At 38.8% G+C, this 26707-nt stretch carries 21 protein-coding genes; 13 read left to right on the top strand and 8 right to left on the bottom strand.

The window, feature by feature from the left end; translation table 11 throughout:
* Window positions 1-114: 114 nt before the first annotated feature.
* Window positions 115-2964: an aminomethyl-transferring glycine dehydrogenase gene (gene gcvP, locus AB657_RS09695; protein WP_047246308.1), complete on the bottom strand. Its 2850-nt coding sequence runs from the start codon at window positions 2962-2964 to the stop codon at window positions 115-117.
* 127 nt (window positions 2965-3091) lie between these two features.
* Here gcvP and AB657_RS09690 point away from each other — a divergent pair, with 127 nt between their 5' ends.
* Window positions 3092-3916, top strand: coding sequence for a UbiA prenyltransferase family protein (locus tag AB657_RS09690; RefSeq protein ID WP_047246307.1), 825 nt, complete (start codon window positions 3092-3094; stop codon window positions 3914-3916).
* Between the two features lie 225 nt (window positions 3917-4141).
* Here AB657_RS09690 and AB657_RS09680 read toward each other — a convergent pair whose 3' ends face one another.
* The 4 genes from AB657_RS09680 to AB657_RS09665 all read right to left on the bottom strand — a co-directional run bounded on the left by AB657_RS09680 (window position 4142) and on the right by AB657_RS09665 (window position 8771).
* Window positions 4142-4696 carry a sigma-70 family RNA polymerase sigma factor gene (locus AB657_RS09680; RefSeq protein WP_047246305.1) on the bottom strand — a complete coding sequence of 185 codons (555 nt, stop codon included), beginning with the start codon at window positions 4694-4696 and terminating at the stop codon, window positions 4142-4144.
* A gap of 336 nt (window positions 4697-5032) precedes the next feature.
* Complete coding sequence (locus AB657_RS09675; RefSeq protein ID WP_047246304.1) at window positions 5033-7054, bottom strand: M3 family metallopeptidase; 2022 nt, start codon at window positions 7052-7054, stop codon at window positions 5033-5035.
* Window positions 7055-7121: 67 nt separating this feature from the next.
* Window positions 7122-7613, bottom strand: coding sequence for a 5-(carboxyamino)imidazole ribonucleotide mutase (gene purE, locus AB657_RS09670; RefSeq protein WP_047246303.1), 492 nt, complete (start codon window positions 7611-7613; stop codon window positions 7122-7124).
* 3 nt (window positions 7614-7616) lie between these two features.
* Entirely contained in the window at window positions 7617-8771 is a 1155-nt protein-coding gene (locus AB657_RS09665) for a 5-(carboxyamino)imidazole ribonucleotide synthase (RefSeq protein WP_047246302.1), read from the bottom strand.
* 102 nt (window positions 8772-8873) lie between these two features.
* Here AB657_RS09665 and AB657_RS17855 point away from each other — a divergent pair, with 102 nt between their 5' ends.
* The 8 genes from AB657_RS17855 to AB657_RS09630 all read left to right on the top strand — a co-directional run bounded on the left by AB657_RS17855 (window position 8874) and on the right by AB657_RS09630 (window position 15120).
* Window positions 8874-9986 (top strand): adenylate kinase, encoded by a 1113-nt coding sequence (locus AB657_RS17855; RefSeq protein ID WP_084696407.1) that lies wholly within the window; start codon window positions 8874-8876, stop codon window positions 9984-9986.
* An 83-nt stretch (window positions 9987-10069) separates the two neighbouring features.
* Window positions 10070-10207 (top strand): hypothetical protein, encoded by a 138-nt coding sequence (locus tag AB657_RS17975; protein ID WP_157491667.1) that lies wholly within the window; start codon window positions 10070-10072, stop codon window positions 10205-10207.
* A gap of 103 nt (window positions 10208-10310) precedes the next feature.
* Window positions 10311-11312, top strand: a complete 1002-nt coding sequence (obgE, locus tag AB657_RS09655) for a GTPase ObgE (RefSeq protein ID WP_047246301.1) — start codon at window positions 10311-10313, stop codon at window positions 11310-11312.
* A gap of 12 nt (window positions 11313-11324) precedes the next feature.
* Window positions 11325-12035 (top strand): ion transporter, encoded by a 711-nt coding sequence (locus AB657_RS09650; protein ID WP_052958671.1) that lies wholly within the window; start codon window positions 11325-11327, stop codon window positions 12033-12035.
* A 31-nt stretch (window positions 12036-12066) separates the two neighbouring features.
* A complete protein-coding gene (locus tag AB657_RS09645; RefSeq protein ID WP_047246300.1) occupies window positions 12067-12588 on the top strand; it encodes a DUF4136 domain-containing protein in 522 nt (173 codons plus the stop codon).
* A 260-nt stretch (window positions 12589-12848) separates the two neighbouring features.
* Window positions 12849-13055, top strand: a complete 207-nt coding sequence (locus AB657_RS09640) for a hypothetical protein (protein ID WP_047246299.1) — start codon at window positions 12849-12851, stop codon at window positions 13053-13055.
* Between the two features lie 266 nt (window positions 13056-13321).
* On the top strand, window positions 13322-14392 hold the full coding sequence (locus AB657_RS09635) for a sensor histidine kinase (RefSeq protein ID WP_047246298.1): 1071 nt from the start codon (window positions 13322-13324) through the stop codon (window positions 14390-14392).
* Entirely contained in the window at window positions 14389-15120 is a 732-nt protein-coding gene (locus AB657_RS09630; protein WP_047246297.1) for a LytR/AlgR family response regulator transcription factor, read from the top strand. The genes AB657_RS09635 and AB657_RS09630 overlap by 4 nt, the downstream gene beginning before the upstream one ends.
* Before the next feature lie 22 nt (window positions 15121-15142).
* On the opposite strand, the gene AB657_RS09625 is transcribed toward AB657_RS09630, so the two are convergent.
* The 3 genes from AB657_RS09625 to AB657_RS09615 form a co-directional block, all read right to left on the bottom strand.
* The gene (locus tag AB657_RS09625) at window positions 15143-21196 is read right to left on the bottom strand and encodes an alpha-2-macroglobulin family protein (protein ID WP_047246296.1); all 6054 of its coding nucleotides are present in this window, start codon (window positions 21194-21196) and stop codon (window positions 15143-15145) included.
* Window positions 21197-21333: 137 nt separating this feature from the next.
* Window positions 21334-22119, bottom strand: a complete 786-nt coding sequence (locus AB657_RS09620) for an SDR family oxidoreductase (RefSeq protein ID WP_047246295.1) — start codon at window positions 22117-22119, stop codon at window positions 21334-21336.
* 8 nt (window positions 22120-22127) lie between these two features.
* Window positions 22128-22445, bottom strand: a complete 318-nt coding sequence (locus tag AB657_RS09615; RefSeq protein ID WP_047246294.1) for a cupin domain-containing protein — start codon at window positions 22443-22445, stop codon at window positions 22128-22130.
* Window positions 22446-22544: 99 nt separating this feature from the next.
* Here AB657_RS09615 and AB657_RS09610 point away from each other — a divergent pair, with 99 nt between their 5' ends.
* The 4 genes from AB657_RS09610 to AB657_RS09595 all read left to right on the top strand — a co-directional run bounded on the left by AB657_RS09610 (window position 22545) and on the right by AB657_RS09595 (window position 26655).
* Complete coding sequence (locus AB657_RS09610; RefSeq protein ID WP_047246293.1) at window positions 22545-23903, top strand: UDP-N-acetylmuramate--L-alanine ligase; 1359 nt, start codon at window positions 22545-22547, stop codon at window positions 23901-23903.
* A 75-nt stretch (window positions 23904-23978) separates the two neighbouring features.
* On the top strand, window positions 23979-24677 hold the full coding sequence (gene radC, locus AB657_RS09605) for a RadC family protein (RefSeq protein WP_047246292.1): 699 nt from the start codon (window positions 23979-23981) through the stop codon (window positions 24675-24677).
* A 48-nt stretch (window positions 24678-24725) separates the two neighbouring features.
* On the top strand, window positions 24726-25973 hold the full coding sequence (locus AB657_RS09600) for a polysaccharide deacetylase family protein (protein ID WP_232304871.1): 1248 nt from the start codon (window positions 24726-24728) through the stop codon (window positions 25971-25973).
* Window positions 25966-26655: a YjjG family noncanonical pyrimidine nucleotidase gene (locus tag AB657_RS09595; RefSeq protein ID WP_047246290.1), complete on the top strand. Its 690-nt coding sequence runs from the start codon at window positions 25966-25968 to the stop codon at window positions 26653-26655. Before AB657_RS09600 ends, AB657_RS09595 begins: the two co-directional genes overlap by 8 nt.
* The last annotated feature ends 52 nt before the right edge of the window (window positions 26656-26707 follow it).

Raw genomic sequence — 26707 nt, 5'->3', positions numbered from 1 at the left:
TATGCATGCATAACAAGTTTTACGATGTTCAGAGTTCATTGTTTTTTGGCTATATGAGCCTCTGTAGGTTCTGATCTGGCCAAAAGTCAATGTTTACAATGGTTATGGTGATGTCTATGCTTCTACATATGCTTCAATAGGGGTACAGGTGCATATTAAATTACGGTCTCCATAAGCATCATCCACCCTACGTACCGATGGCCAAAACTTATTTTCTGAAACGTATGGTAAAGGAAAAGCGGCCTGCTGTCTGCTGTACGGAAATTCCCAAGTGTCGTTGGTAACCATATCCATGGTATGCGGAGCATTTTTAAGCACGTTGTTAGGGTCTTCGGCTACTGCTTGGTCAATCTCTTTTCTTATAGATATCATTGCATCGCAAAAGCGGTCCAGTTCTTCTAGGCTTTCACTTTCCGTAGGTTCTATCATTAACGTTCCTGCTACTGGAAAAGATACCGTTGGGGCGTGAAAACCATAATCCATTAAGCGTTTTGCTATATCTGTAACTTCAATGCCATTTTGTTTAAATGGCCTGCAGTCGATAATCATTTCATGGGCGGCCCTACCTTTTTCGCCACTATAGAGAACATCGAATTTTCCGTTTAAACGATGTTTTATATAATTGGCGTTCAATATGGCTATTTTGGTAGATTGCGTTAAACCTTCCAAACCTAACATTTTTATATATCCGTAAGATATTAAGCATACAAGGGCGCTTCCCCAAGGTGCTGCGGAGACAGCTGTTATGCCTTTTTCGCCACCAGTTTTAATTACAGGGTTGCCCGGTAAGAACGGTGCTAACTGAGGAGCCACACAAATAGGGCCTACGCCAGGTCCGCCACCACCATGGGGTATAGCGAATGTCTTGTGTAAATTTAGGTGGCATACATCTGCGCCGATGGTTGCAGGATTGGTTAATCCTACCTGGGCGTTCATATTGGCACCATCCATATACACTTGCCCTCCGTGGTCATGAATCAATTTTGTAATGTGTTTAATGGAAGATTCAAAAACACCATGTGTTGATGGGTATGTAACCATTAAGGCGGCAAGATTGTCGGCGTGCAGTCTTACCTTGTCTTCAAGGTCAGAAACATCAATATTTCCTTTTTCATCCGTTTTGGTGACTACAACTTTCATTCCGGCCATTACAGCAGATGCCGGGTTGGTACCATGTGCAGATGCGGGTATGATACAGATATTTCTATGTTCTTCTCCTCTAGATTTGTGATATGCCCTAATTACCATTAGACCGGTGTATTCACCTTGAGCACCAGAATTTGGCTGTAAAGATGTATCGGAAAAGCCTGTGATTATAGATAGGTCCTTTGCCAACTCCTTTAGAACAATTTGATAACCTTCCGCTTGTTCTACGGGTACAAATGGGTGTATGTTTCCCCAACTGGCGCTGCTTAATGCCAGCATTTCAGAAGCGGCATTTAATTTCATGGTACAGCTTCCTAAAGAAATCATGCTATGGTTCAGAGACAAATCTTTACGTTCCAGTTTTTTGATGTAACGCATTAGTTCTGTTTCTGAATGATAACTGTTGAATACTTTATTTTCTAAAAATGGCGATGTACGTCTTACTTGATCTAAAATAGCAGATTCGTTCAATAGCCCATCAACCTGTATGCTTTCCTGTTCTTTGGCTTTTGCAAAAATGGAAATGATCTGGTTAAGGTCTTTTATAGAGGTTGCCTCGTTTATAGAAATTGAAATGGTTTCTGCGTCTATATATAAGAAATTGACCTCTTCTTTTTCTGCAATTGGCCTAACTACATTGGCATCCGCTTTTATTACCACGGTGTCAAAATAAGAAGTATTAAGTTGATAGTAACCTAGTTTTTCTAAAGAATCGGCCAAAGTTTTGGTGGTTGCGTGTACCTTGTTGGCAATATATCTGAGTCCTTTTGGTCCGTGGTATACAGCGTACATACCTGCCATAACAGCCAATAATACCTGGGCGGTGCATATATTGGAGGTGGCCTTGTCTCTTTTTATGTGCTGTTCGCGGGTTTGTAAGGCCATTCGCAAAGCTGGTTTGCCGTCCTTGTCTTTGGTGATACCTATAATTCTACCGGGTATGTTTCTTTTATATGCTTCTTTGGTAGCGAAAAAAGCGGCATGTGGCCCTCCGTAACCTAGCGGAATTCCAAAGCGCTGGGTAGTTCCTACGACCACATCTACGCCAAATTCACCCGGTGGTGTCAATAATACCAAACTTAAAATATCTGCAGCAACGGCGGTTTTTATGTCAGCTTCCTTTGCCTTGTCTACAAAAGAGGAGTAATCATAAATTTGGCCATATTTACCAGGATATTGTAACAAGACGCCGTAAAAATCGGAACCAAATTTGAACTCCTCGTGATTACCTATAACAAGCTCAATACCCAATGGTAGTGCTCTTGTTTTAAGTAACGATATGGTTTGGGGCAATACTTCTTCGGATACGAAAAATTTAACAATGTTATTTTTTTTCTGATCTCTTGAGCGAAGGTCAAAGAGCATGGTCATGGCTTCGGCTGCCGCTGTACTTTCATCCAATAACGAAGCATTGGCCATTTCCATTCCGGTAAGATCCGATACCATTGTTTGAAAATTTAACAAGGCTTCTAGCCTGCCTTGCGCTATTTCGGCCTGGTAGGGGGTATAGGCCGTGTACCATCCCGGGTTTTCTAAAATATTTCTTTTGATCGCTGACGGCGTAAGACTTTCGTGGTATCCTAGACCGATATAAGAGCGAAAAATTTTATTTTTTTTGGATAGGGCCTCAAGGTGTGCCAAGAATCTATGTTCGCTCATGGGAGCTTCCAGGTCTAAGGGCTCTTTTAATCGAATATCATCCGGTATTGTTTCAAAAATCAACTGTTCCAAACTATCTGCGGATACAGTTTCTAGCATGTGTTGGAGGTTTTCCTCTCTTATTCCAATATGTCGGGATGCAAACACGTCAGTCTTCATAAGTTGTTCGAATTAATTGTGCAAAATTAGCGATTAATTATCGCAAAAATGATAAGTATGGTTATAAGGAAAGCGAAAGTTTTTAACCAAAAACCATGGTTATAAACAGTTTGGGTATTTTTGTACAATGAAGTTTTGGCAACGTTTTTTAGAATTTTATGTCAATGCCAGTATACATGTTGCTTTTGGGGTGTTGGCCCTAACGCAGGTTACTATTTTAACATTCGACATTCATGGAGATGAACATCTTGCTTGGTTCATATTTTTTGGAACCATAGCATGTTATAATTTTATAAAGTATGGGGTGGAGGCAAAGAAGTATATTATAGTTGCTACACCTTATCAAAAAAACATACAGATTGTAAGTTATATAGCCATTGTACTGGGGTTGTACCATGGATATTTCTTAAGTACATATGTGTGGACAGGTATCTTGTTGTTGCTATTTTTAACAGGACTCTACGCAGTGCCCGTATTGCCGCGAGCAAAGAATTTGAGGAATTTGGGTGGGCTAAAGATTTTTATTGTGGCTCTAGTATGGGCGGGTACAACGGTTGTTCTTCCTTTTGTAAACATTAACTACACCATTACATGGGATGTTTGGGTAGAAACTTTTCAGCGTTTTTTGTTCGTGCTAATATTACTTGTTCCTTTTGAGATAAGGGACTTAAAATTTGATGATCCTGCTTTGAAAACATTGCCACAACGTTTTGGTGTGGCCAATACTAAGGTAATCGGGGCCTTTATGGTAATTGTCTTTTTCTTTGCAACCATGTTGAAAGACACCGTTTCTACAGGCGAAATATGTATGAAGGGAGTTTTGTTTCTTGGCTTGGGAGCTTTAATGTATGTTACCAAAAGACATCAATCAAAGTATTTTGCTTCTTTTTGGGTAGAGGGTATTCCTATTCTGTGGTGGGGTGGGTTATGTCTGTTGGATTTGGTTGTTTAGGGTTGTCTTTAAGCTGCTTTTTAATGGCGGTTTTCTCTTGCTCGGTAAGACTGTGCAGATTCGCTTTTTCGCATAATTTGGACAATTCCGTATTTTTTTTTGAAAACGTCTTACATGTTTTACAAACCAATAAATGCAATCTGAGCTTCAATTTCTCTGATAAGGATGCTTCCTTATATTGAATTTTATTACAGATAGTGGCCGCTTTGTCGCAAGAAATCATAGTTAAAACCAATTTTCGTTTAAACAATCCATTAAAGATGTTCTGGCACGATGGATCATCACCCACAAGTTTGACGGATTTATTTCCAGTTCATTACAAATATCATCGGTACTAATGCCTTGAATCGTTTTCATATTAAATACCAAGGCTTGTTTTTTGGGTAATTTTGAGATACATTTTTGTATGGCCAGGCCAAGTTCTTCGTTTTCTATAGCACTGTTCTCAAAATTACTAAAAGGGTCGGCCACTTGCTCTTCTAGCCAATCGCCATCGGTATCGGTGCCCGAAGCATAGCTTATTCTAACTTCCGCTTTACCTTTGTTGGAGTTTATTTTTCTGTAATAGTCTATTACTTTTCGTTTAAGTATGGCGATTAACCATGTTCTTTCGGCCGCGTCTCCTTTAAAATTTTTTGCGGATTTAAGAGCTGACAAGAACGTTTCGGATACTAAATCTTTGGCAACTTCACTATTGCTCACCCTACCAACAGCGTAGTTGTATAGGTAATCCGCGTAATTGTCTACCCAATTATCTGGTTGAAGTCGATGTGGTGCCATTTGTTTTAATTGCTGTCAAAAGTAAAGGTATTTTATTTTATATGTTTAATTTTTACGATTCATAGCTGTGCTGCTTCAAAAATTTTGTTGTGAAGAGTGAGATGTAACTCTTTAATTTTTATTGGGTTGTGATTCTAAATTTAAATTTATGACATTTATCTTTAGTATGACCAGCTAGGGTATACCCAAAATTTTCTTCGCCTATTTTTTCATATTAATTTGTTGTGTTGGTATGCCAACTAGTCGTAATGATTATCAAATTCTTTCAGAATTTGAATTTTAAGGGGTTTCTCTTTCCGTTTTCTTTAATGCCGACAAAAAACGAAGCAGTGGTTACTACAGTAACCCTGCCCGTTCTAACAATGCTTCTACTTTTGGTTCTGCGCCCCTGAATCTTTTGTATAGTTCCATAGGGTTTTCTGTACCTCCTTTAGAAAGTACGTGCTCTTTAAATTTGCTGGCGACTTCTTTGTTGAAAATGCCTTTCTCCTTAAAATAGGCAAAAGCATCCGCATCTAATACTTCGGCCCACTTGTAGCTATAATAACCAGAGGAATAACCACCTTGAAAAATGTGTGAGAAAGAGGTGCTCATACAGGTCTCCGGTGTATCTGGGTACAGCTGTGTGTTTTTAAAGGCTTCTGTTTCTTGTTCTTTTACATTGTTTATGTCTGTGGGGTCTACGCTATGCCAAGACATATCCAATAAACCAAAGCTAAGTTGCCTTAGGGTTTGCATGCCTTCTTGAAAAGTGGCCGTATCCTTAATTTTTGTAATCAGGTCCATCGGAATCACTTCACCTGTTTCGTAGTGTGTGGCAAAAAGTTCCAAGGCCTCTTTTTCGTAACACCAGTTTTCCATTACTTGACTGGGAAGTTCTACAAAATCCCAATAAACAGATGTACCCGATAAGCTTGGGTAAGTCGTATTGGCCAACATACCATGAAGACCATGACCAAATTCATGAAACAAGGTGGTTACCTCGTTAAAGGTCAATAGCGAAGGTTTGCTTTTTGTAGAAGGGGTAAAGTTGCACACATTGGAAATATGTGGGCGTATATTTTCTCCATTTTTTTTCCATTGCGATTTATACGAGGTCATCCAGGCTCCACCACGTTTTCCTGGTCGTGGATGAAAGTCTGCATAAAATATGGAAATAAAATTTTTGTCTTTGTCATATACCCTGTACGTTTTTACATCTTCATGGTATTTGTCTATGTCGAAAACCTCTTCGAATTGTATGTCGTAGAGTTTTTCGGCTACCTCAAAGACACCGTTGATAACGTTCTCTAATTTAAAATAGGGTTTCAGCTGCTCATCGTCCAGGCTATAAAGTTTTTGTTTCAGTTTTTCTGAATAATAGCTGCCGTCCCATTTTTCAAGAGAATCGATACCGTCCAATTCTTTGGCAAAATCCTGTAACTGTTTAAATTCCCTTTCGGCAGCCGGTTTGGCTTTTTCCAAGAGTTCGTTTAAAAAGGAATGTACTTTTTCGGGGGTTTCGGCCATGCGCTCTTCCAAAACAAAATGGGCGTGTGTTTTGTATCCTAACAATTGGGCTCTCTCAAAACGTAGTTTTGCTATTTGTAGCACGTTGGCTTGGTTGTCCAGCTCGTCGCCATGAAAGGCTTTGCTACCAAAGGCGATGGCAAGTTCCTTTCTTAAAGACCGTTTCTTGGCATATTTCATGAACGGAATATAACTTGGGTAGTCTAGGGTTATTAACCAACCACTCTCTTTTCCTTTTGATAATGCTAGTTGTGCCGCCGCTTCTTTGGCACCCTCGGGCAGACCTTCCAAGTCAGATTCATCCGTTAAGTGCATCTCGTATTTGTTGGTCTCCGCCAATACGTTTTCACCGAATTTTAAAGACAGCTTAGAAAGTTGTGCGTCTATCTCCCTAAGTCGTTTCTTTTTGTCTTCGCTCAGGTTGGCACCGTTTCTGCTAAAGCTTTTGTATTTTTTTTCTAACAGTGTCTTTTGTTCAACGTTTAGGTCTAGGCCATCTATTTGTTCGTAAACGGTTTTTATTCTTTTGAACAATTTTTCGTTCAACGTAATATCATTACTAAATTCTGATAGAAGCGGAGATACTTCTTGGGCTATTTTTTGAATTTCTTCGTTGGTTTCGGCAGAGTTGAGGTTAAAGAAAATACTGGATATCCTATCTAGCTGTTGCCCCGAGAACTCTAGGGCTTCAATAGTGTTTTCAAAAGTAGGAGCTTCTGTATTCTCTGTGATAGCATTTATTTCTGCACGCGCATCTTCCATTGCCTGTAAAAAGGCAGGTTTAAAATGTTCGTTTTTAATTTTGGAAAAGGGTGCGGTATCGAATTTCTGTAATAACGGATTCGTCATGAATTTTATAAATTTTTGTAGAAGTGTGGTGAAAAAGTTGTTTTCACCTTAGTTTTAAGTGAACGTACTATTTTTTGTCCTTAACTTGTTTTGCGCCTTCTATGACCTTTTGTTTTAGGCCTTCTTTGTAAAAAATAATTTTGTCCAAGATACATTTGTCCGAACTGCCAATTATTTGGGCCGCCAAGATACCGGCATTCTTTGCTCCGTTCAAAGCTACGGTAGCTACGGGAACACCCCCTGGCATTTGTAATATGGATAAAACAGAATCCCAGCCATCTATGGAGTTACTGCTTTTTACAGGTACACCGATTACGGGTAGGGGAGACATAGATGCAACCATACCGGGTAGATGTGCGGCTCCACCCGCACCGGCAATTATTACCGCATAACCGTTGATGTGTGCGTTTTTGCTGAATTCAAAAAGTTTTTCGGGCGTTCTGTGGGCGGAAACAATATCGACATCTACTTCAATATCAAAACCTTTTAAGATGTCAATAGCGTCCTGCATAACAGGTAAATCGCTAGTGCTTCCCATTACTACGGCTACTTTGCTCATAATTTATTTACTGATTACTTTAATCGTTTCCTTTACTTTTTGGGCTATGGCCCTAGCTTGTTCAATGTCTTTGTCAACAATGGTCACATGGCCCATTTTACGAAAAGGCCTTGTTTTTTTCTTCCCATATATATGTGGGGTCACCCCGTTCATTTGTAAGATATGGTCCATGTTTTTATAGACGACATCACCCTCATGGCCTTCTTCGCCAACGAGGTTAACCATAATACCGGCAACCTTACTTTCTGTTTTGCCTAAAGGTAGGTTTAGGATACAGCGGATATGTTGCTCAAATTGATTGGTGTAGCTGGCCTCTATACTGTAATGTCCACTATTATGTGGTCTTGGGGCCACTTCGTTTACTAGAATTTCATCTTCCTGGGTCTGAAACATCTCCACGGCCAATAAACCTGTCAGTCCAATTTTTTCGGCCACCTTTAGTGCTAGTTCCCGTGCTTTTTGGGCTACCTTGTTATCTATTCGTGCTGGGCAGATAACGTACTCGACTTGGTTGGCTTCTGGGTGAAATTCCATCTCCACTACCGGGTAGGTCTTAATGGCCCCATCATTATTTCTTGCAACAATAACGGCAAGCTCGTTTTTGAAAGGCACCATGCTTTCTGCGATACATTCGCCTGGTGGTAATCCTTCCAAGTCTTCTATTTTTCTGATAACCTTTACGCCTTGTCCGTCATAGCCGAACTGTGCCGCTTTCCATACAAAAGGGAAAGAGAGCCCGCCATTGTGAATGGTATCGTCTATTTCGCTCAGGTAGGCAAATCGTAGAAATTTGGCCGTAGGTATGTCATTGTCTACATAAAAGAGTTTTTGTTTTGCCTTGTTCTGTATAATGCGAAGGGCCCTTGGTTGTGGAAAAATCTTTACTCCTTCTTTTTCCAGCTGTTCCAAGGCATCAAGATTTACGTTCTCTATCTCTATGGTGAGTACGTCTACATCCTTGCCAAAATTATACACTGTGTCATAATCCAATAAATTGCCCTGTACAAATTTGTTACAAGCCAATTTGGATGGCGCTTCGGGCGATGCATCCAATACTTTGGTCCATATATCCCATTTACGGGTTTCGTAGAGCATCATCTTGCCCAATTGGCCTCCCCCTAATATTCCGAGCCTAAAATTTGAAGAAAAATAATCCATATGAGATACAAAAATACGCTTAAATCTTAGAATGTAATTCCTCAATTTTCAAAAACACAGGTCAAAACCCTATATTTGCCAACCTTATTAATTTAATTAGAATTGATACAGTTACACGACAAGTTCTTTAAACCTTTTCTGAGTGAAGAGGAAATTATGCAAGCCATACAGCGTATGGCCGATGATATTGCCGTGGACTATAAAGACGAGACCCCTATTTTCGTAGGGGTGTTGAACGGGGCATTTATGTTCGTTTCCGATTTTTTAAAGGCCTATCAACATCCATGTGAGGTTTCATTCGTAAAATTAAGTTCATATCACGGACTCACATCTACAGGTATTGTTGAAACCCTTTTAGACGTACCCGACAACATAGAAGGCCGTAGTGTCATTATCTTGGAAGATATTATAGATACGGGCCGAACGTTAAAAGAACTCGTTCATTTGTTCAGCAATACAAAAGTGAAGGAGTTTAGGATAGCTAGTCTGTTTTACAAATCGGAAGTCTACAATGGAGAATACGCCATAGATTATGTAGGACTGGATATTCCCGATAAATTTATAGTGGGGTACGGTCTAGATTATAATGAGCTAGGTAGAAATTTAAGAGAAGTATACCAATTAAACCAAAAACATATGATAAATCTTGTACTCTTTGGGAAACCGGGAGCAGGTAAAGGGACCCAAGCCCAATTTTTAAAGGAAAAGTACAACTTGAAACATATTTCTACGGGAGATGTGTTTAGATATAATATTAAGAACGGAACCGAACTTGGTACCTTGGCCAAGTCATATATAGATAAAGGCGATTTGGTGCCCGACGAGGTCACCATTAAAATGTTGGAAGATGAAGTCTGCAAAAATCCTGATGCAGATGGCTTTATTTTTGATGGTTTCCCCAGAACAGCGGCCCAAGCGGAGGCCTTGGATAACTTTTTGGAGTCAAAGGACATGAAAGTTGATGCCACTATTGCTTTAGAGGCCAATAATGATGTGTTGATAGAACGTTTATTGGAAAGAGGTAAGGTGAGCGGAAGGTCTGACGACCAAGATGTGGAAAAAATCAAAAACCGTTTTGAAGAGTATAATCTAAAAACGGCTCCCTTAAAAGAATACTATGAAGAACAAAACAAGTTTCATAGTGTTAACGGTATAGGCTCTATCGAGGAAATTACCCAACGGTTGACCAAAGTAATAGAGTCTCTTTCTAATTAGTTTTAGGGGGCCGGGTTTCTGGGCCAAAGAAATCTGCATGGCAGAATTCTGTTGAAGACAGAACGCTTTTTTTAATTTATGGTATGGCAGAAGAAGTAATAAGACCCAAAGATGCATTAAAAGGATGTTTTATAACAGGGTGTTCTTCTGTACTGGTAGTGGTTATAATCGCCATTGCATACCTGGTCTACTTGTATTATTTTAATGACCCCTTAACGTAGACCAAGATATATAGGGTTTATCGTAAAGGGTATAAGTTACATCGTTTTTAAATTGCCCATGGCTATATTGTGTACTTTTGTGGGCTAATAAATAATTGGGAAAATGACCGAAGGTAATTTTGTAGACTATGTAAAAGTGTTTTTGGCTTCTGGAAATGGAGGCAAGGGATCTGTGCATCTACACCGAGAAAAGTATATTACCAAAGGTGGACCCGATGGTGGTGACGGTGGACGTGGGGGCCATGTTATAATTCGTGGTAACCAAAACCTATGGACCTTGGTGAATTTTAAGTTTAAAAAACATTTTAAGGCCGGTCATGGAGAACATGGCAGTAAAAGTAGAAGCACGGGAGCCGATGGGCAAGATGTGTATTTAGATGTACCTCTTGGTACAGTGGTAAAGAACCCTGAAACCGGTGAGGTATTGTTTGAGATAACCGAACATGGTGAAGAGAAAATTGCCTTGGAAGGGGGCATGGGAGGCCGTGGTAACTGGCACTTTAAATCGGCAACGAATCAGACGCCCCGGTACGCTCAACCAGGAGTAGAGGGCAAAGAAGGTTATTTTCTACTGGAATTGAAAATATTGGCAGATGTAGGTTTGGTCGGTTTTCCGAATGCCGGAAAATCTACCTTATTATCGGTAATTACCTCTGCCAAGCCCAAAATAGCGGATTATGAGTTTACCACCCTAAAGCCAAATCTTGGAATTGTGGAGTACCGTGATTTTAAGAGTTTTGTAATGGCCGATATTCCCGGTATTATAGAAGGTGCCGCAGAAGGCAAGGGGCTAGGTCATTATTTCTTAAGACATATAGAACGTAATGCAACCTTGCTGTTCTTGATTCCTGCGGATAGTAAAGACATTAGTAAAGAATACGAGATTTTGTTGGATGAGCTACGAAGGTACAATCCGGAACTATTGGATAAAGAACGGTTGGTGGCCATTTCTAAAAGCGATATGCTCGATGAGGAATTAATGGATGAAATGAAAAAGGAGCTCGATATTGAGTTAAAGGGAGTGCCTTACATGTTTATTTCGTCTGTTGCCCAGAGCGGAATTACCGAACTTAAAGATAGGCTCTGGAAAATGTTGAACGCATAAAAGTATTTTATAATGAGACGGTATTTGAAAAATATTGTTGAATTAAACGATAACCCCAAGAGTAGATACTTTGCCTATTTTATCCAGATTTTAATATTCGTTTCCATTGTTTCGTTTTCTGTAGAAACGGTTCCCGACCTATCAGCTTCAACAAGAAGTGTATTAAGGGTTATAGAAGTTTTTTGCGTGGTAGTGTTTACGGCTGAATACCTCTTGCGGATCTATGTGTCGGATCGTAAATTAAGATTTGTTTTCAGCTTTTATGGTATCATCGATTTTTTGGCCATATTGCCATTTTACCTGGCTTTGGGGATAGATTTAAGGTCATTAAGGGCACTAAGGTTCTTGCGCCTTTTTAGATTGTTGAAATTGATGAGGTATAATCGTGCTATCAATCATTTTACAAGGGCCATAGCCACGGCAAAAGAAGAGATTGTGCTGTTCTTGATCGTTACTCTTATTCTTATCTATATTTCTGCCGTAGGCATCTATTATTTTGAGAATGAGGCCCAGCCAGAACATTTTGCTTCTGTTTTTGACAGTCTTTGGTGGTCTATAATTACATTGACCACGGTCGGTTATGGTGATGTATACCCGGTGACCGTTGGAGGTAAGGTGTTCACTTTTTTTATTTTGATGATCGGACTGGGGATAGTGGCCATACCTACCGGCATAATTTCATCGGCACTTACAAAGAGCGTGGATAAGAAGGCAGAAGATTGATTTTTTCTTATCTTAGGATAAAATGTTGATAATGAAACCCTTTAATCTTATTTTGATCATATTGTTAATTACTTCGTGCAGTGCGGTGAAAGTTAATTACGATTATGAAAAGGAAACCGATTTTTCGGGGTACAGTACCTATGGTTATTTCAATGATATGCAAACAGGACTAAGTGAGCTTGACGAAAAGAGATTCTTAAGGGCCATGGATATCGCCTTGCAGAGCAAAGGACTTAAATTTTCTGAAGAATCAGACCTTTTAATAGATGTTAAAAGTACCGTTTATGAAGATGGATCCCAAAATACCGTTGGTGTGGGTATCGGAGGGGGTGGACGTAGTATGGGCGGAGGTGTCTCTGTCGGTATTCCCGTTGGAGGACAGAAGCTGAAAAGAGAACTACAAATAGATTTTATAGATGCCAAAAAAAATGAGTTGATATGGCAGGCTATAAGTGAGAGTGCTTTTAAAGAATCAGATCCACCTGTTGTCAAAGAAGAAAAAATGCAAGAATTGGTTTTCAAAATATTTGAAAAGTATCCTCCCAAAAAATAGAAAACACCACTGATTCAAAAGAAAATCCATTTGTTTTTAAATAGGCCCAAAAACGTGTAAAGCACCGTTTTTTCTAAAGAAATGCCTATTTTTATTTTATTTTTTAATTTATAAGTTACTTGTAATCAGATTATTACATTTTAGTTAGGCAAAATATCCGTTCGGTCATTTCTTTCTACCGTTCATCATAATTCATTCATTTTATCCCTATTTGCTCTTTAGTTTTACATCGTATTAGAAACAATTAAAAACTTATAATCATGAAAACTTTAGACAGAACAAAATTAACGGTATTAATTATTGGAACTTTAACAACGGTGATATCACTTATCGGAGTGGCAATAGATTTAAATTTGACAAACTATTTCTTTCCTTTATATGCCGGGTTGACTTTGGTAGGCGTATCCCTTTTACATAACGACGTAACAAACGACACTAAGAGTGATAATCTGGTAATAGAAAAGTAATTGTTAAAACGTACCATAAAATGATAATAACGGGTTTGGTGCAAACCATTTAGATTACTCTTTTTGCCGCTTATCATATTATGGTCCGATTTGACCGACCCATCCATTAAATTTATCTCAATATTTAAAAAAAACGTACTATGATAGCAATCGTTAAAATACTATTAGTGCTTATTATCTATATTTTTATTTAGGACTACATCAACATTCATGAAATTAAAAAGAACAGTATATTCCGCTATATTTGGCTTTAAAATTGGGCAAGCATGACTTCTTTTGTTAAAAAAAACAGATGGTCGATATCTTTTTGGATCGTTCAGCTAATGTCTTGGGGAGGTCTAGTGTTTATCGCATATGCCTTTACACCGGATATGGATGGCTATAAAAGTAGCAAGGTATTTAGTTATGGTCTAATTTCTACTTTTTTAATAGGTATTGTATCAACAAGTTTATTGCGTTCATACTTAAAGGGAATTATAAATTTTGATGCCTTTGAGAAAAACCAGATAGTAAAAATTCTTTTGGGGGTAGCCTGTGCTTCTTTGCTATACTTTGCACTTTCTTATGGGTTTGGATATTGTATGGGCAAATATTCTGAAGAAGATGTAAAGGTGCCGGAAATGTATAAAAATTTCGGTATTGGGCTAATGATCGTAAATTCTTTCATTACCATTTTCGGATGGACCATTTTTTATCTTTCGGTCAAGGTTGCGGCAAAATTAAACGCGAACAGGGTGGAGCGAGCCGAACTTAACGCTACCCTAAGGCAAGCGCAGTTGAATACTTTAAAAGGGCAGATAAACCCTCATTTTATGTTCAATAGCTTAAATAATATTCGAGGGCTAATGCTCGAAGATGTAGAGAAATCTAGAGATATGCTGACAAAGTTGTCAGAGATGTTGCGTTATTCTTTGACCAAGAACAATGTCAACGCCATTAATTTAGAGGAAGAATTGGATATGGTAGATAATTATATCGCCCTTTCTAAAATTCAATTTGAAGATCGACTGGATTTTGCTAAGAATATAGACAAAAATACTTTGGACATAAAAATTCCGCCGATGATCATACAGCTTTTGGTAGAAAATGCCGCTAAACATGGTATTGCCAATCTAAAAGCTGGGGGAGTAATAAAATTGATTACGGAGAGATCTTCTGAGAATCTGATAATTAAGGTAGTAAATACCGGTAAACTTACAATCGCTGAGGACTCTACGCAATTAGGTCTCAAAAATATAAGACAACGATTACGGTTGTTGTATGGTTCCAGCGCTTCTTTTACCATTAATGAAGTAGATGAAGAGGTCGTCGCCACTATAAAAATTCCTTTGTCATGACCCATATAAAAGCTGTGATTGTTGAAGATTCCCGTTTGGCCCGTAACGAGCTTAGGGAGCTAATTAAGAAATACCCCCAATTAGAGGTAATAGGGGAGGCTGAAAATGTGGACGATGCATATACCCTTATTCAAGAAACAAGGCCCCAGTTGCTTTTTTTGGATATTAATATGCCAGAGAAAGATGGATTTGAACTATTAGAGATGTTGGATCATATACCCATTACCATTTTCACGACGGCCTTTGATGAGTACGCCATAAAATCTTTTGAATACAACGCGTTGGACTACTTGTTAAAACCGATCAACGAAAAACGGTTTGCCCAAGCAATTGAAAAGATAGAGGAAAAATTGAATGCACAAAAAGAAGAACCAGTTTTGGAAAACCGGCGGTTAACGGGAAACAGTCAGATTTTTATCAAAGACGGTGAAAAATGTTGGTTGATCAAGATCGGTGATATTTCACACTTCGAAATTGTAGGTAACTATACCCGTGTATTTTTTCAGGATGAAAAACCCATGCTCTATAAATCATTGAACCAAATAGAGGAGAAATTGCCCCAAAAGTATTTTTTTAGGGCCAATAGACAACAAATAATCAATACCAATTATATTGTTGATGTAGTACCGTGGTTTAATGGAAAATTAAAGTTGACGATGGCCAATGGTGATGAGATAGAGGTGTCTAGAAGACAATCGTATCTTTTTAAAGATAAGATGAGTCTCTAGTTATGTTCTTTTTAGCTTATTTCTATTCTGATACGGAAACCCTGACCCCTTCACTATGACTGCTAAATTCTGGGGCATACATGCTCTGTACGGTCGTAATACCATTACTAAAATTTCCGGCATTGTTTACCCTTAGGTCATATTCGAATACATAGATTCCTTTTGGCAGGTAATCAAAAAAGAAATTGGTGCTGGCGTCCTTTGTACTTTCATAATATCCTAATCCATCTTGCCATTTATATTGAGAGATTACATTTACTGGTTCAAAACCAGCGGCGCGCATGTCTTTCATATGAACAAACTCCATGTCCCTATCTGATCTTAGTTCAATTCTGACACGGATGAGGTCTCCCACCTCTAAATGGGTGTTGGTATTTATTTCCGTTATTTTTTCCCCGATGTCGGTGTTCTTTTTCAAGAAAAGCTTTTTGTCCAATTGTAGTGGGGTTTCAGCAGTGGTTATTTTGTCCAAATCCTCAAAATACTGCCAGTATAGGGCTCCCCAAGCAATCCCCTTTCCCTTTTTCCTGATTTTTACTGTGGCCATTTTTGGAGATATTTCATTGGTCTCCCAAGAGGTTTTGTAGTACCCCGTACCCGCCTCTGTTTTAATATTTTCAATGTCGGCCGGATCTATATGTTTTTCGCCTATTTGTACTTCAACGGCATCGGTTACAGAAAGCCAATCACTGCCTTGTAACAACAGCGCGTAGACAGCTTCGGCGGTAGCTTTGGTTGTTTTCCATTGATTGGTCTGTTTGTTTTTTAACAACCATATTTTAAGGTTGTCGATTGTTGTAATATCGTTTTCTATTTCTGAAAAGGCCTCTATTAGTAAAGATTGTGTTTCTATGGGTGCTTGGTACCAAAACCATGAGTTCGTGTTTTCTTTCCAATACATTCCCAGTTCGTCGGATACAATACTATTTTCTCTTAAAGATCTAAGTATTTTTTCAGGTGTACCAGAATCGCCCATTCTATGTAAGGCCAAAGCCAACATACCTTTGGAGTATAAATTTCGGTTGGGCCAATACTTGCGAGCCTGCTCTTTGTAATATTCCATTACCTCGGCTACTTTTTTTGAAGTTTTAATGTCCTTGTAGAAACTTCTCATGTACAGATAATGAGTTTGTGTATGGCTCAAATGATCTTTGGATAGGTCTTTGGAGTATTTTTTCATATGCTCGTACTCCTTTAAAAACTCATTGTCCAAATATTTGATGGCACTTTTTATGATGGAATTTTTGATGTTTTCGGGTAGTTTGGTCAGTTTGTCCAAGTGTCCAAAACCCGTTACGATATATTGGGTTATGTACCTGTTTTCCCGACCACCTTTAAACCATGGCCAAGCTCCCGATAACATTTGGTTCTCTTGTAGTTTCTGTAAGGCCATTGCTTGCTCGTTCCTCATCTTGTTCAAATTGAAAAGTAAGGCGATCCGTTTTTTTTGTTCGCTTTCAGATTGGGCGTCCCGTAACCATGGGGTTTCTTGTATCAAAAGCGATTTAAGTTCTAGGTTCTTTTCCAAGTTGCTTACCAAGGCGTCTGCATTTGCCCATTGGTCAAATACGGCTTTTATTTTTGGGCTCGTATTGGCTATGTGGCTTGCCAAGGTGTTCGCATAATATTTAGAGAACGTTTGTTCATTGCATTCATATGGGTACTCCATTAAATAGGGTAGTGCCTGTACCGCGTACCAAGCGGGGTTAGAGGTTATTTCCAAACTAAGTTTATGGTTGCTAAGGGTACTCGACGTGTTGTTTTTTAGCTTGTCTAGCACAAAGGTTTTACTTTGGTCTTTTCTTGCCCACATGGGCAAGGTTTCGGTTACCAGCATACGGTTGGTCAATACCGGAAGTACATTTTTCTCCCCGTCGCTAAAATTCCCTGCCTTGGCCACGATTTTATATTCTACCCCCTGTAGCGCTTTGGGTATGCTTATGCTCCACGATAATTGTGTGTTGCCTTTTGCATCTACTTTAAAAGATTGCTTTTTATCGGTATTCAGAAATAAATGGTCAATGGTTTTTCCGGTTACCACATCGGTCAGTTCCAATTGTCCAACACCTTCCAAAGTCTTATCTGTTAAATTTGATATTTTGCTGCTTATGGATATAGTGTCTCCTTCCCTTAAAAATCTTGGGGGGTTGGGTAGCACCATTAACTCTTTTTGGGTGACCGTAGAAAGAGTTTTTATAGCCGATTTAAGGTCTTTGGTATATGCCAATAATTGAAGGTTCCAACGGGTAAGTGCTTCTGGGGTGGTAAAGTTGAACGATACATTCCCTTGTTCGTCCGTTGTTAAATGGGGGAAGAAAAAGGCTGTTTCCTGTAAATTTTCACGGATTTGAACATCATTGAAATCTGTATTTTTAGAACTTTCCGTTGTTGCTTCTTCTGGCTGTGGAACACTGGATCCGGTGATTACGACCTCTTCCAATGCTGCATCTTCTGTTTCTATTATGTCCATTTTGGGAGCGTTCATGGCGATATCGTTTTGTGCCATTTTACGTGTTGTTCTATTGATTCCAAAAAGGGTATTCGTACGTTGCCCGAAATAGAACCCGAACCATGCCAAACGATCATAATTTATTGTGGGGATACTTGGGGACCTATAGGTAATATCTTGATGGTCGCTAAAACGGGAGGTGGCAAAACTGTTATTGGCATGTGTGTGGAAACTAGAGTAGTAATGCGGCCTAGACAGCGGGGCAAAATTCCAACTGTGAAAAGCAAATTGATCCAAAGAGGCATCGTACATACTTGCCAATAGTTCTGCGGTTACTTTTTCTCCTTTTTCCCCTTTTATTTTAAAACTCCAACTTTCATCTGCTCCAGGCTGCATTTTGTCTCTAAAAGTGACGGTTTCTATTTCAAGGTCACTTTTTGGGTACGGCACTGCAATGCGAACGTTGCTAGATTGAAAAGAGTTGTAAATAGAAAAACTATATCCAACAAGAAAGCCTCCTTCGTCTTCTTTGGTAACAGGAACGTGTATGGATTCACACCCTTCGTTAATATGCAATATTTTGGTGTTGGTCCGTTTTCCGTTCTTTTCTATCCAAGTGGTAATATGTATATCTTTTGAGTTGCTATAGAAAGTAATTTCTGCATTATCACCGGGTCGGTAGGTATTCTTATCCGTTTTTACTTGAAAAAGTTGATTGTCGGGCAATGATTTTTCTTTGGTACCCATAATCATGGTTTGGGCTTTGGCGGTAACCTTTTGTCCAAAGATATCTGTGGTCTCCAATGTAATTAGATAGCGGCCAGATGACCATTTTTTAATACTTTTTAAATTGATGTCATTACTGTCCTCGGTATTAAAACTGGTCTTATATACAAGCTTTCCTTTTTCCCAGGTATTGGGGTCATGTTCATTGGCATAGGCATCGTGGGGGTATAGTGCCTTAAAATCTTCTTTGCTCCAATATTGGTAATCAGGTGCTTGCCATGGTCTAGGCCTAATTACCTGGTTTGGAGCCTTTAGTTTATATATTTTGATGTTCCCCTGGGCGGGTACAGCCTGTCCGTTCAGGTTTTGGGTGAAAACCTGAAAGATATTCTCTTCGTTTTCCTTGAGCAAGGGATCGTTTACGGATATAGTTGCGTTCAAAGCATGGTATCCCACTTGTACTTGGGTTTGGGTGCTGCGTGTTTCTCCATTAATATCGGTTACATCGGCAGTTACATGGTACGAAAATATAGGAAGAGCGTCTTTATCCGATTTTAAGTCGGGAATTGCCTTGAAGGTTATCTGAAAATTACCATGTTCGTCGGTCGAGGTCTCACCGTGGGTTATTTCTTGGTCCTCTCCATAAAAATAGGGCTTTCTCCAATAGTACCAGTATGGGTAATTTATGGTGCGTTGAACACGGTAGTTCACCTTGGCATTGGTAATATTGCTTCCGGCAAAGGCCATGGCTTTTCCATATACAGTAATACTGTCGTTTACTTTATAAGTTTCCGTTACAGGTTCAAAAGAGGTTTCAAATTTTGGACGTTTGTATTCTTCTACCCTAAAAAAGTAAGATTCGTTAATAAGGCCAGAAAGCCCTGTTACCTCTATATAATGCCCCCCTGTTAATCCATTGTTGGGGATTATAAATTCGCCCGAAAATGAGCCAAAATCATTGGTTTTGGTATCCAGTTCACTTATTTTTTGTCCGTTAGCATCATGTAATTCCACAGTAAGCAATTCTTCCACAGCAACTTTTGAATTGCCTTTATAATTTTCGATGAGCACACCTTTAAAGTATAGGGGTTGCCCTGGGCGATAGATGCTTCTGTCCTTGAACAAGAAGCATTTGTAAGTTACACTTGGCTCCGTTTTGCTTTCTTGTTTCCGGTAGATATTGGTGCCTTTAAAAAAAGCGGTTTCTTCCTTGTAGGTTATTTTTGAATGTTCTATGACTATGGTATTCTTTTCTCGTTCTAAAAGGGCAAAGCCGTTTTTGTCGGTCGTTAGCGTTTTTGAGCGGATCTTATCTCCATAATTGTGTCTATATGTAACAGTTATTTGGGCATTTTTGATTTCTTCACCATTTTCCCTATCAATAACCTGAAAGATATGCTCTGCCGGTGTGCTTGTCTCTACAAGTGCCAAATTGGTTACTTGGATAGGACTAAAGGAAAAACTATTGTCCGCATCTTCCGTAGCCTCTTTTTGAGGGGTGGCAATAATTACATATTGACCATTGGGAAGCTTAGGAACCGGAATCTCTATGCTATGTTGTTGATGATCGCCTTCATTTTTTAATGATACCGACCAGGAGGTGTTCAATTTCAGTTTTTTGATGTACGAAAGTTCTTTTTCGGGTTGGTAAATACCTTCTAATTCCTGAAGTTGTTTTTGCGAAATATAATATACCTTAAGATCAAGTCTTTCTCTATTCTTATAATTTACCAATAATCGAGAAGTACTATTGTTCGGTACGTATTTTTCGCCAATAATGTGAAGGGATGGTGCTAGTATGTGAGATTTTAATACCTCGCATTTTTTAGCACCTCTACTGTTCGGGTAGTTGGAAATAACTTGGTCGCATAGTGTAACGGCTTCTTTTAATTTCCACTGATTGTGTGTGTTTTCTGCAGTATAGCTATCTCCTTGGGTTTTTAGAATCTGTGCTATCTGAAAATTATAAAGCCCCGAAATTTCATGATGTTTTAGGTTATCGGCAGATTGTTTTAGGGTTTCTAAAAACTGTGTGTCCTTATCCTCGAAAACCGCTTTTGAGTAGATGTAGTTTAATCGTTCTATGTCTACATTCACAAGGGCATCCAATTGCACGTCCGAAAAATGGAAAGCAATCAGCTGTTGATATATTTTTAGTGCTTTGGCCTGTAGCGATGTTTCGTCGTTGGTTCGTATATCCAATTGGGTAAACGAATATGCATCACAAAGAATATCACGAGAATTTATTTCAAATTTGTCTGCCGGCCTTGTAATGCTATTTTCATCTGTTTTGTAGAAATTAAGGGCATTATGCGCCAATAGGTCATAAAGTGTGGAACGATAGGTCTCAGAACCCTCTTCTTGGTCTATAATCTCCTTAAAATTGGTTAAACCTTCTTTTTGAAGTGCTTCTGGATTGTCCAGGGCATTTTTAAAATGTGTGTCTATTTCCTTGAAAAGAGTGGTTAGGTCCCATGTCCTAAAATCGGTACTGTCCACTTTGGTATCGGTGGCCGTTCTATTGTAAAACTTATATCTGTTCTGTTGAAAATACTGCCAATACATATCGGCCAAATAACTTTCCAGTATATTTTTGACAGGAAATTTGGCTTTCGATATTTCTTCATTGAAATTGTTTATAATCGATAACTCGGCGTCTTCTTCTAATATTAGGGCGTATTTTGAAGAAAATAATAGCGATTTTATAAGCTGACCGTTATGCTGTTCCTTTTTCGCTTTGGAATAAATGGTCTCCACTACTTTTAAAGCTGATTTGGTGTAATTGTCTTTCTCCAACTTCAAGACCTTTGACCATAACTCATTGTACGATTCTGGTGTTTCTTGTGTATAGGTCATTTGAGAGAAGAAAACTATGGATAATATTATAGATATATTTTTCATCATGTTAAAGATATAATACAAAAGTGTGCCAAAAATAGCCTGCAAACAATGAATATTGAGTGTGTGGCACATCTTGGTTAGTGAACACTACTTTTTTGGGGAGGCATACAAGAATAGGATGTATTCAACTTTTTTTGTTACAGCGATTTTAAAAGTCCGCCATCTATAGGTATATTGGTGCCAGTAATGAAAGCTGCGTTTTCAGAAGCCAAAAATGTAGCCAAATAACCATATTCCTTGGGGTCTCCAATACGCTTTAATGGAACCTTGAACTCCATTTCCTTTCGTACTTCACTTTGTGGAACACCCATTTGTTCAGCCTTTTTTGCGTTCAGTTGTGCAATTCGGTCGGTATCAAAATAACCTGTTAAAATATTGTTTACGGTAATATGGTATGGGCCTACATCGTTGGAAAGAGATTTTGCCCATGTAACCACCGCTGCCCTAATAGAGTTGGATAATGCCAAATACGACAAGGGTTCTTTTACCGAAACAGAGGCTACGTTTATAATGCGTCCCCATTTGTTTTTCATCATGTTTTTTAACGCTAGTTCGGTTGTCAGTACTACTGTTTTAAAAAGAAGGTCAAAGGCTTCTTGGTAGTCTGCCGTGGTTTTCTCCAAGGCGCTTCCGGCACTGGGCCCCTGTGTGTTGTTCACCAATATATCTACGCTATTTACTTCGAAGAAGTTTTCTATAATCTCTTTATAGTTTTTAAAGTTGGTAAAATCGACGACTAAAAAGCGGTGTTTTTGACCTTGGTGCGTGGGTAGACCGGCAATTATGTTCTTTAGTTTATCGGCGCTACGGCTCATTAAAGTGACACTGGCACCGCTTTCCGCCAATTGTTGGGCTATTGCTTTTCCTATTCCTCCACTACTTCCGCCCACTAGGGCGGTTCTTCCTTTTAAGGATATATTCATGTCTAAACCTATTTGTATTCTTCCCTTACGGGGCTAAAAACATCCATTAATTTACATGGGGTCAATGCTTTTCCGCTATGTTTTTTGTGAGAACCTATTACTACAATATCACCTTTGGTATATACCTTGGTATGGCCATCTAAGGTAAACTCGAAATCTCCTTCCATAACATGCATGATCTGTTCGTGCATGTGTGCGTGTTCGGGTACTTCGGCCCCTTTTTCGACCTCCCAAAATACAAGGCTTATAGTGTCGCCATGTACCAGTTTACCATGGTAGCCCGGCATTATTTCCTTTGTAGGAATATTGTTGGTGTTTAAGTTCATGTCTGTAGATCTGGTTCTAAGTTAAAAAGAATATTACTGTTCTTAAAATCATTTGCGCTAACTATGTCAATATGTATCTTTACCCCATAATTAATGATGATGAAGATACATTTTATAGCGATTGGGGGTAGTGCAATGCATAATTTGGCCCTAGCCTTACAGCATAAGGGATACATAGTGACCGGCAGTGATGATGTTATATTTGAACCTTCTAAGTCTAGGTTGGAATCAAAGGGACTGTTGCCCAAGCAATTTGGATGGTTTCCGGAGAAAGTACATAAAGATTTGGATGCCGTGGTATTGGGAATGCATGCTAAAGAGGATAACCCAGAATTGTTACGGGCGCAAGAATTGGGTTTAAAAATATATTCGTATCCCGAGTTCTTGTATGAACAATCTAAGAACAAGACAAGAGTAGTGATAGGTGGTAGTCATGGTAAAACCACTATTACCTCTATGATTCTACACGTGCTTAATTATCATGATATTCCAGTAGATTATATGGTAGGGGCCCAACTGGACGGTTTTGATAGAATGGTGCATTTGACCGAAGAAAACGATTTCATTGTTCTAGAGGGTGATGAATATTTGTCGTCGCCTATAGATCGTAGGCCAAAGTTTCATTTGTACAGGCCCAATATTGCTTTGTTGAGCGGTATAGCTTGGGACCACATCAATGTATTTCCTACTTATGAGAACTATGTAGAACAGTTTAAAATATTTGTCGATAGTATCGTAAAGGGCGGAAGTATTACCTATAACGAAGAAGATGCCGAGGTAAAAAATGTAGTGGAGGCTTCTGAAAACCCTATAAGAAAATTACCTTATACTACCCCCGAGTATGCTGTAGAGAACGGTCAAACCTTATTGCAGACGAGCGACGGACCAATGCCAATAGAGATTTTCGGTAAGCATAATCTTAGCAATTTGGCAGGGGCAAAATGGATCTGTCAAAATATGGGAGTGGACGAGGAAGATTTTTACGAGGCCATTGCCACTTTTAAGGGAGCTTCAAAAAGACTGGAGAAAATTGCTGAGACACCTCACAGTGTGGCATTTAAAGATTTTGCCCATTCACCAAGCAAGGTGGCTGCAACTACGAAAGCGGTAAAAGAACAATACCCCGACAGAAAACTTATTGCCTGCCTTGAGCTGCATACCTATAGTAGTTTTAATCCAGAGTTTCTTAAAGAATATAAAGGAGCCCTGGATGCGGCAGATGAGGCGGTAATATTCTATTTGCCAGAATCTGTGGCCATTAAGAAATTAAAAGAAGTGACACCTGGTCAAATTTCCGAAGCTTTTGAAAGAAAGGACTTGAATGTTTTTACCGAGGCTTCTTCGTTTCATGACTTTATAAAGACTCATGATTATACCAATACAACTTTATTGCTTATGAGTTCTGGTAATTATGGCAGTTTGGATCTAAATGAGGTTAAGGCGATCATAGAGTGTTAATAGCCATGTTCGTGCGTTTGTTTTGATAATCGTTTTAGATCTGCATTAGAATAATTAGTTCAGTATCTTTAACAAATGCAAGAAAAACAAACCTCGTTTTCTATAAAGCATTGGTCCGACGATGACAAACCAAGGGAGAAATTGGTACATAAGGGGCGTTCTGTTCTTTCTGATGCCGAATTAATAGCGATACTTATAGGGTCGGGTAGCAGGTCTGAAAGCGCCGTAGAGCTTTCCAAAAGAATTTTGGCATCGGTAAACCACAATTTAAACGAGTTGGGAAAGCTATCCGTTCAACAACTAATGCAGTTTAAGGGAATAGGGGAGGCCAAGGCTGTTACCATTGCGGCCGCATTGGAAATGGGAAGAAGAAGAAGAGGGGAAGAGGGCGCCCAGATCAATAAAATAGGAAGTAGTAAGGATGCCTTTGAAATTTTACAGCCTATTATGGGAGAGTTGGAACATGAAGAATTTTGGATCTTGTACCTAAACAATTCCAACAGGGTGTTGCATAAGGCTCAACTGAGCAAAGGTGGTATTACGGGAACATTGGTAGATGTGCGTTTAATAATGAAACAGGCGTTGGAGATAGGTGCGGTAGCATTAATTCTGGCGCATAACCATCCTTCGGGTACATTAAGGCCCAGTATGGCCGACGAGCAGATAACAAAAAAAATAGTTCAGGCCTCCGAGTCATTGGATATAAAGGTTTTGGACCATCTTATAATTACGCAAAAGGATTATTTTAGTTTTGCAGATAAACAGGTATTGTAAATGCTGTTGATTTATACACATAAGATTACGCCACGCGTAACCTACACAATGAAGCAGATCTTCACTACAATGTTGGGTATAGAAATTGGTTTTACAACCAAAGTAGAGGATTTTATAAAGCATGGCGATGAAAAGATTACTTATACCAAACAGCCTTTGCAAAACGAATTCTTTATTAGAAGTCATGGGCTTCTGTTCGAACAGGGGATCCACGACGTAGAAATACAGGTAAAGAGTTGGGACAATGTTCCTTGTTTTTTTTCTACGGGAGAAAGGAGCAATTTGCCCTTTGATGTTTTTGCCGCTACTTTTTATCTAATAAGCAGGTATGAAGAATATTTGCCACATGTGAAAGATGCCCACGGGCGTTTTTCGTATAGGGACAGTCTGGCATACAAACATAAATTCTTGGAAAGGCCCGTAGTGGATATTTGGGCCATGAAATTGTTTCTGATTCTTAAACAGCGTTTTCCTAGCTTAAAACAGGGGCCACGAAAATACGAATACCTATCCCTCATAGATGTAACTACTTCACATTGTTACGCAAACCGAGGTGTTATTCGTGGGTTGGCGGGCTTTTTATTGGATTTGGGAACCTTTAAGTTTAAAAGACTGGTAGAAAGGGTAGCCGTAAGTTTAAATATCAAAAAGGATCCCTACGATAATTTTGAGACACTGATCGAGTGGCATAGAGAATTAAAGGTGAAAAGTATCTTCTTTTTTCAATTTGCCAATTATTCAAAGTACGATAAAAATGTATCTACTAATAGCAATAAGTTTAGGGCATTGATCAAACACGTAGGCGATTACTCTAAAGTGGCCCTAGCGGCCTCGTATAGCTCTTTTAACGATTTAGATCTTTTGAGAAATGAGAAAAATAATTTGGAACATGTTGTAAACAGACCTGTCAATTACTCAAGAATGCGTTATAACCGTGTAGATATACCGGATACATATAGAAACTTGATCGCTGCCGAATTTACAGATGATTATACCATGGGCTATAGTCATAAGATAGGTTTTAGGGCAGGTACGTGTACCCCGTTTCAATTTTATGATATCCCCTTAGAGGTAAAGCAACCTATTAAGGTGTACCCTTTTGTATTGCACGATTATGCCTTGTTGGACCTAAAAAAGAAAGCCGAAATAGAAAAAAGAATGGATGTGGTCTATCAAGAAATAAAATTGGTAAAAGGTATGTTCATATCGGTATTCTCCAATGAACTGCTTGGTAGCAATGATAAATATAACTGGAAGGAAATCTATAAATATATAATCGCAAAATATAATGTTTAAAGACTTAGTTACCGATGTCTTTTTTGATCTGGACCATACCCTTTGGGATTTTGAAAAGAATTCTTCATTGACTTTTGAGAAAATATTGGCCGAACATAAAATTGATATCGCCCTTGAAAGTTTTTTAGAAGTATATGTCCCGGCCAATTTGTCTTTTTGGAAATTGTACCGTGAAGAAAAAATTACAAAGGCAGAATTAAGATATCAACGACTAAAGACCGTTTTTGATCAAATAGGCTATTGTGTTACCGACGACATCATTCACAGCCTATCTGATGAATACATTAACCATTTGTCATCTTACAATCATCTTTTTCCGAACACCATATCTGTTTTAGATTACCTACGTCCCAAATATAATTTGCACATTATCACCAATGGCTTTCAAGAGATTCAAGAGAGAAAATTGAAAAACTCCGGTATCCATCATTATTTTAAGCAAATAATAGATTCGGAAATGGCGGGTGTTAAAAAGCCCAATCCGGTTATTTTTGAACTAGCTCTACAAAAGGCAAGTACAGATCCTGATAAATCCATTATGATCGGTGACAGTTTGGAAGCCGATATATTGGGTGCCAAATCCGTAGGGTTCCATACCATACATTTTAATCCGCACGAAGAACCTGTACATGATTATAGTCCGATAATTACAGAATTGCAGGAAATAAAAAGTTATTTATAGAGTTGTTATTTGTAGGTGGTATCCTGTGATAGGATTTGCGGGTAAAATTTAC

Source organism: Maribacter thermophilus, assembly GCF_001020565.1.
Taxonomy (GTDB): domain Bacteria; phylum Bacteroidota; class Bacteroidia; order Flavobacteriales; family Flavobacteriaceae; genus Maribacter; species Maribacter thermophilus.
Note: the sequence above shows the minus strand (reverse complement) of the source record. Positions and strands in the feature narration are given on the sequence as shown.